6 protein-coding genes are annotated in these 6,316 nt (G+C 62.0%); 3 read left to right on the top strand and 3 right to left on the bottom strand.

Annotated features, from left to right (window positions below; translation table 11 throughout):
* Positions 1-428 precede the first annotated feature (428 nt).
* Entirely contained in the window at positions 429-1,367 is a 939-nt protein-coding gene (locus GIW04_RS26600) for a GlxA family transcriptional regulator (protein WP_003190599.1), read from the bottom strand.
* Between the two features lie 167 nt (positions 1,368-1,534).
* Here GIW04_RS26600 and GIW04_RS26595 point away from each other — a divergent pair, with 167 nt between their 5' ends.
* Together GIW04_RS26595 and GIW04_RS26590 are read left to right on the top strand one after the other, a co-directional pair.
* Positions 1,535-2,212 carry a type 1 glutamine amidotransferase domain-containing protein gene (locus GIW04_RS26595; protein WP_003190601.1) on the top strand — a complete coding sequence of 226 codons (678 nt, stop codon included), beginning with the start codon at positions 1,535-1,537 and terminating at the stop codon, positions 2,210-2,212.
* Positions 2,213-2,290: 78 nt separating this feature from the next.
* Positions 2,291-3,421 (top strand): alkene reductase, encoded by a 1,131-nt coding sequence (locus tag GIW04_RS26590; protein ID WP_120248307.1) that lies wholly within the window; start codon positions 2,291-2,293, stop codon positions 3,419-3,421.
* A gap of 185 nt (positions 3,422-3,606) precedes the next feature.
* Here GIW04_RS26590 and GIW04_RS26585 read toward each other — a convergent pair whose 3' ends face one another.
* Positions 3,607-4,605, bottom strand: coding sequence for an NAD(P)H-quinone oxidoreductase (locus tag GIW04_RS26585; protein ID WP_120248306.1), 999 nt, complete (start codon positions 4,603-4,605; stop codon positions 3,607-3,609).
* 183 nt (positions 4,606-4,788) lie between these two features.
* Between GIW04_RS26585 and GIW04_RS26580 the strand changes: the two genes are divergently transcribed.
* On the top strand, positions 4,789-5,175 hold the full coding sequence (locus GIW04_RS26580; RefSeq protein ID WP_034133827.1) for a DoxX family protein: 387 nt from the start codon (positions 4,789-4,791) through the stop codon (positions 5,173-5,175).
* Between the two features lie 157 nt (positions 5,176-5,332).
* On the opposite strand, the gene GIW04_RS26575 is transcribed toward GIW04_RS26580, so the two are convergent.
* Entirely contained in the window at positions 5,333-6,151 is an 819-nt protein-coding gene (locus GIW04_RS26575) for an alpha/beta fold hydrolase (protein ID WP_003190609.1), read from the bottom strand.
* Positions 6,152-6,316: the final 165 nt, after the last annotated feature.

Raw genomic sequence — 6,316 nt, 5'->3', positions numbered from 1 at the left:
CGCTGGCCGAACGCAGGCTTGAATTCGTGGGTAACCCGGCAGGACGCCGGGTTAGCCGCCCCGCGCCATGGATGGCGCGTGGCGGCGGCCCACGGATTCAAGCCTGTGTTCGGGCACACCGAGCCTAGGCGAGGTGCCGAGTGGTGGGGCAAGAGCCCTTTTGGTTACTTTTGGGGCTCTTTTCCAAAAGTGACCCGCTGTCAGAGCGGAACCCTAAGTGGCCGTTACCGCAGCAATGGATATGTACACGGTCCAACTGTGCCGCCTGCCAGGCCGCCTTCGCGAGCAAGCCCGCTCCCACAGTTTGATCGCAGGGTGTCAGGTAGGTAAGTGTTGGCTGGTAGGCCGCCATCGCAGGCAAGCCAGCTCCCACATTTGGATCATGGGACTTCAGGTAGATAGGCGCCGGCTGTCAGGCCGTCACGGGCCTAGCCCGGGTTGAACAGCACCTGCTGCATCGCCTGAGGCGGCTGCCCGAACGCCCTGAGAAACGCCTGGCGCATGCGCTCGCGATCACCAAACCCGGTTTCGCGCGCCACCACTTCCACCGGGTGCCGGCTGATTTCCATCATCGCCCGCGCAGCTTCCACCCGCAGGGCCTCGATAGCTTTGGCCGGGGTCTGCCCGGTTTCTTCGCGAAACACCCGACTGAACTGGCGCGGGCTGAGCCGGGCAACGTCGGCCAGGGCCTCCACGGATAAATCCTGCGTAAGATTCTCGCGAGCGTAAGCCAGGGCCAACTGCACGCGGTCGGACTTGGGGTCCAGCTCCAACAAGGCCGACAATTGCGACTGCTCGCTGCCCCGACGTTGGGCAATCACCAGCTTGCGCGCAATACGCCGGGCCAGGTCGCTGCCCAGGTCGTCCTCCACCATCGCCAGCGCCAGGTCGACCCCCGCGCTCATGCCCGCACCGGTCCACACCTTGCCGTCGACAATGAACAACTTGTCTTCTTCCAGGCGGATATCCGGGTAGCGCTTGCGAAATGCCGGCGCATGGATCCAGTGGGTGGTGGTGCGCTTGCCAGCCAGCAGGCCAGCCTCGGCCAGTACAAAGATGCCCATGCATAACGACGCCACTCGGCGCGACTGCGCGGACGCGGCCTTGACCAGCTCCAGCAGGTTGGCCTCCGGCAGGCGAAACTCCAGGTAGCCACTGACAATCAGCGTGTCATAGCCCTCTGGCCGCAGCGCACTGGTGTTCACCGAAAAGCCCTGTGAGGTCATCACTGCGCCGCCGCTTTCCGACACCAGGTGAAACTCATAGGCCGGCTCGCCGCACAGCAGGTTGGCGCACTCGAACACCGAGCCCAGGCTGAGGCTCAACGACTGGAAATTCGGGTAAACCATCAGCGCAACGCTGTGCATTGCATCTCTCCAAGGGGCGGGGGAGAGGCAATTGTCGGCGCGTACCCGGCAAACGGCAACCGACTTTGGTGCATGTCCGCAATCCTTGCGGATATGACATTGTGAGCCAATGCCTGGCTGCCTAACATGGGGCCAACTGTTATTCACACCGATCGAGGCACTGGAAAATGAAAGTATTAATGGTACTGACCTCTCACGACCAGCTTGGCGATACCGGGCGCAAGACCGGCTTCTGGCTCGAAGAATTCGCCGCACCTTATTACGCATTCAAAGACGCTGGCGCCGAGGTGGTGTTGGCTTCCCCGGCCGGTGGCCAGCCGCCGCTGGACCCGAAAAGCGATGAACCGGATGCGCAAACCGAGCAGACCGAGCGCTTCGCCAAAGACCCGGCTGCGCAGCAAGCCTTGGCGACCACCGTGAAGCTGGACTCGGTCAACGCCGCCAACTTCGACACCGTGTTCTACCCAGGCGGCCACGGCCCGCTGTGGGACCTGGCGGAGTCGCCGGTGTCCATCGCGCTGATCGAAGCCTTCGAGCGGGCCGGCAAGCCCATCGGCTTTGTGTGCCATGCACCGGGTGCTTTGCGTCACGTCAAGGCGGTTAACGGTGAGCCATTGATCAAGGGCCGCCGCGTCACCGGGTTCTCCAACTCGGAAGAGGCCGCCGTGCAGTTGACTGAAGTCGTGCCGTTTCTGATTGAAGATGAATTCAAAAAACTGGGCGGCCAGTATGAGAAGGGCGCTGACTGGCAATCCTTCGTCCTCGTCGATGGCTTGCTGGTGACTGGGCAAAACCCAGGCAGCTCCAGCGAAGTGGCCAAGGCCCTGCTGACACTCTGCGCTTAAGTTAATCCACTGATTTATACGGTGGCGACTCCCAGGAGTCGCCACGGTTTTCGTTCGTCCTGAATTTGGAATATCTCCGTGCCTGACTGCATCCTGAACACCCCGATCAAGCTGGGGCATCACCGCTTGAACAACCGTGTCGTACTCCCGCCGCTGACCCGCCAGCGCAGCGCCCAGCCGGGTAATATCGCCACCGACCTGATGGCCGAGTATTACCGTCAGCGGGCCAGTGCCGGGTTCATGGTCAGCGAGGGTACGCAGATCGAACCCCGGGGCCAGGGCTACGCGTGGACGCCGGGCATCCATACACCGGCGCAAATCCAGGGTTGGCGCAAAGTCACCGCAGCGGTGCATGCCGAGGGTGGGGTGATCTTTGCCCAGCTATGGCACGTGGGGCGGGTGTCCCATAACGCGCTGCAACCTGACGGTGGTGCGCCGGTGGGGCCGTCTGCGCTGGCGGCGTTGCAAGCCAAAGCCTTCATTGAGACCGGGCCGGGTGTGGGTGAACTGGTACAGCCCCCCGTACCCCGTGCCTTGACCACGCTGGAAATCGAAGAGCTGGTGGGGCACTACGCCCAGGCTGCACGCAATGCCCTGGACGCCGGGTTCGACGGTGTGGAAATCCACGCGGCCAACGGCTACCTGGTCAACCAGTTCATCTCGGCCCATTCCAACCTGCGTGAGGATGAGTACGGCGGCTCGCTGGACAATCGCCTGCGCTTGCTGCGCGAGATTGTCGAAGCGGTGTGCAAGGTGGTGGGGCCGGAACGCCTGGGCGTGCGCTTTTCACCGCTGTTCAGTGGCACCGACCTGGACCGGGTCTACATCGGCCTGGTGGAGGAAGACCCGCACCATACCTATATCGAAGCGATCAAGGTGCTGGAGGCGTCGGGCATCGCCTATGTGTCCATTGCCGAAGCCGATTGGGACAACGCGCCCGACCTGCCCGACACATTCCGCCAGGCCGTGCGCCGCACCTTCAGCGGCAGGATCATCTACGCCGGGCGCTACACCGCCGAGCGCGGCGCACGGCTGGTAGAGGCCGGGTTGGCGGACTTGATCGCCTTTGGACGGCCCTTCATCGCCAACCCGGACTTGCCCCAGCGGCTGTTCAATGGCTGGCCCTTGAATGCGTTGAAGGCCGAAGGCTTGTATGGCGGGACAGAGGCGGGGTATGTGGATTATCCGGTGTATGCCCAACAGCCGTGATAGCCCATGATGGCCTGTGTTTTATCCAGTGTGGGAGGAGGCTTGCCCTAGCGCCGGTCAGTTAAACGAACGCTATGCTCGAAGCAATGAAGATCAAATGTGGGAGCTGGCTTGCCTGCGAAAGCGGTCGTGCAGTAACAGATACAGTGACTGACACACCACCTTCGCGAGCAAGTCGAATCGCCTCACTTCACCCGCAACACAATCTTGCCGATATGGTCCCCACCTTCCATCCGCGCATGGGCCTGGGCGGCGTCGGTGTAGGCGTAGACCTGGTCGATCATCGGCAGGCAACGCCCGGCACTGAGTACCGGCCACACGTGTTCGCGCAGGTGCTGGGCAATTTCGGCCTTCTCTTCTCGAGTGCGGGCGCGCAGCAGTGAACCGGTGATCACCGCGCGTTTGCCGAGGATGGTCAGCAGGTCGACGTCGTTGGCCTTGGCGCCACCGAGAAAACCGAGGATCACCAGGTGGCCGTCCATGCCCAGGGCCTTGAGGTTGTTGTTAAGGTACGAGGCACCCATGATGTCGAGGATCACGTTGACGCCCTTGCCGTCGGTTTGTTTGGCGATGACCTCGGCAAAGTCCTGTTCGCGGTAGTTGATCGGCTCGGCGCCGAGCTTGGCAATCGCTGCGCATTTGTCGGCGCTGCCGGCCGTGGCGAATGCCTGGATGCCGAATTCCTGGCAGAGCATCAACGCGGTGGTGCCGATACCGCTGGTGCCACCGTGGATCAAGACGCGCTGGCCTTTCTGGGCTCCGCCGAGGCCGAACAGGTTGGCCCACACCGTAAAGAAGGTTTCCGGTACGGCAGCGGCCTGAATCCAGTCCATGCCCGCGGGGATCGGCAGCGCCTGGCTGGCCGGCACCGCGCAATACTGCGCATAGCCGCCGCCATTGGTCAGGGCACAGACCTTGTCGCCCAGGCTGTATTCGTTCACGCCAGTGCCCAGCGCCACCACTTCACCGGCCACTTCCAACCCCGGAATCGGGCTCATGCCGGGCTTCATCGGGTATTTGCCCGCGCGTTGCAAGGCGTCTGGGCGGTTGACCCCGGCGGCGTGCACGCGAATCAGAATCTCGCCTGGCCCGGCCACCGGTACGTCGGCGCTGCGTGGCTGCAAGACCTCGGGCCCGCCAGGGGTGGTGATTTCGATCAGGGTCATTTCTTGGGGGAGCGTCATGGAAAAGTTCCTGTAGCGATGAGCGTATGGGTTGGGACCGTAGCGCGGGGTCGGCAGTTCAGCAAGATCATGCCGGGTTCTTTGGGCAATGCAAACGCAGGATTTCAGCACAAGCCTGCAAGTGCGGCGACGCGGTGTTGGACACACTGACTGTCGGTCATTTTCGACGCAAACAGGTGGCATATGAACCAAGCAAGAAATCAGGACATCGGGCTGTTGTTTTTGCGGGCCAGTGGGGCATTGTTCCTGCTGTGGGTGCATGGGTTGCCCAAGTTGCTGCACTACAGCGAACAACTAAAGCTGATCGAAGACCCGTTTCACCTGGGCGCGTCTATCACCTTGCTGCTGGCGATTTTCGCCGAGGTGCTGTGCCCATTGCTGATCCTGGCAGGCGTGCTGGTGCGCCTGGCGTGCCTGCCGATTCTGGCGGTGCTGGTCATCGCTTTGCTGGTGGTGCACCCGGAGTGGACGCTGTTCGAAGGGCAGTTCGGTTGGCTGCTGCTGATCATCTTCACCAGCGTGCTGATCGCAGGGCCAGGGCGGCTGGTGTTGAGCCAGCGTTTTGCCTGAACAAAAAAGGCCGGGCGAACCCGGCCTTTTGCCGTCTGCCTTCTGTAGGAGCGAGCTTGCTCGCGAAAAACTCATAGGCGCCGCGTTCATTCAGCAAGCACGCGTTATCGTTGACGTTCTTCGCGAGCAAGCTCGCTCCTACAAGTGCATCGAGGTATCAGCGGTTCAGGAACGCCAACAGGTCTTCGTTGAGCTGTTGAGCGTGGGTCACTGCAAACCCGTGCGGCGCATCCTTGTACACCTTCAATTGCGCGCCCTCGATCATCTGCGCCGCGACTTTGCCGGTGGTGTCGAACGGCACGATCTGGTCGCCGTCGCCATGGATCACCAGGGTCGGTACGTCGATCTTGCCCATGTCCGGGCGGAAGTCGGTTTGCGAGAACGCTGTGACGCAATCCACGGTCGACTTGAGCGAGGCAAGCATGGCGATCTGCAGGGTTTGGCTGAGCACACCCTCCGAGACGTGCTGGCCTTTATTGAGACCGAAGAACGGCGTGTTGAAGTCGCTGATGAACTGCGCACGATCCTTCAGCAGGCCGGCCTTGATGCCATCGAACACTTCGCCAGGCACGCCTTGGGGGTAATCGGCTTGCTGGCCGAAGATCGGCGTGACCGCGCCAAGCAACACCAGGCCGGCGACACGGGCACTGCCGTGGCGGGCGATGTAGCGCGCCACGTCACCGCCACCCATGGAGAAGCCCACCAGGGTCACGTCCTGCAGGTCCAGGTGTTCGATCAACTGGGCGATATCGTCAGCGAAGGTGTCGTAGTCGTTCCCGGTCCATGGCTGGTCCGAGCGGCCAAAGCCACGACGGTCGAACGCAATGGTGCGAAAGCCACGGCTGCTCAGGTATTCCATCTGGTATTCCCACATGTCCGCATCCAGCGGCCAGCCATGGCTGAACAGCACGGGCTTACCGCTGCCCCAGTCCTTGAAGTAGATCTGTGTACCGTCTTTGGCAACGAATGTGCTCATCTGAAACTCCTTGCAGGGCTGAAAAAGGGCGGTGTAAAAACCGCATCACTATTGCCGTAAACCTGGGCCCAGGCTTGTATGGGTGTGCTTGTCTCACCAACTGAACTTGAGCTCCATGCCCAGGTAATTGCTGTCGTGCCCACCGGCATCACGCAGGGTCTGGCC

This window comes from Pseudomonas sp. PA-4-8C (assembly GCF_021606625.1).
GTDB lineage: Bacteria > Pseudomonadota > Gammaproteobacteria > Pseudomonadales > Pseudomonadaceae > Aquipseudomonas > Aquipseudomonas lactis.
The sequence above is the reverse complement of the archived record's forward strand: the minus strand, read 5'-3'. Positions and strand labels throughout refer to the sequence as shown.

Bases quoted from the DNA above. Each gene is read 5' to 3' on its own strand.
- GIW04_RS26600 (WP_003190599.1), bottom strand. From the start codon at position 1,367: ATGCACAGCGTTGCGCTGATGGTTTACCCGAATTTCCAGTCGTTGAGC.
- GIW04_RS26575 (WP_003190609.1), bottom strand. From the start codon at position 6,151: ATGAGCACATTCGTTGCCAAAGACGGTACACAGATCTACTTCAAGGAC.
- GIW04_RS26585 (WP_120248306.1), bottom strand. From the start codon at position 4,605: ATGACGCTCCCCCAAGAAATGACCCTGATCGAAATCACCACCCCTGGC.
- GIW04_RS26580 (WP_034133827.1), top strand. From the start codon at position 4,789: ATGAACCAAGCAAGAAATCAGGACATCGGGCTGTTGTTTTTGCGGGCC.
- GIW04_RS26595 (WP_003190601.1), top strand. From the start codon at position 1,535: ATGAAAGTATTAATGGTACTGACCTCTCACGACCAGCTTGGCGATACC.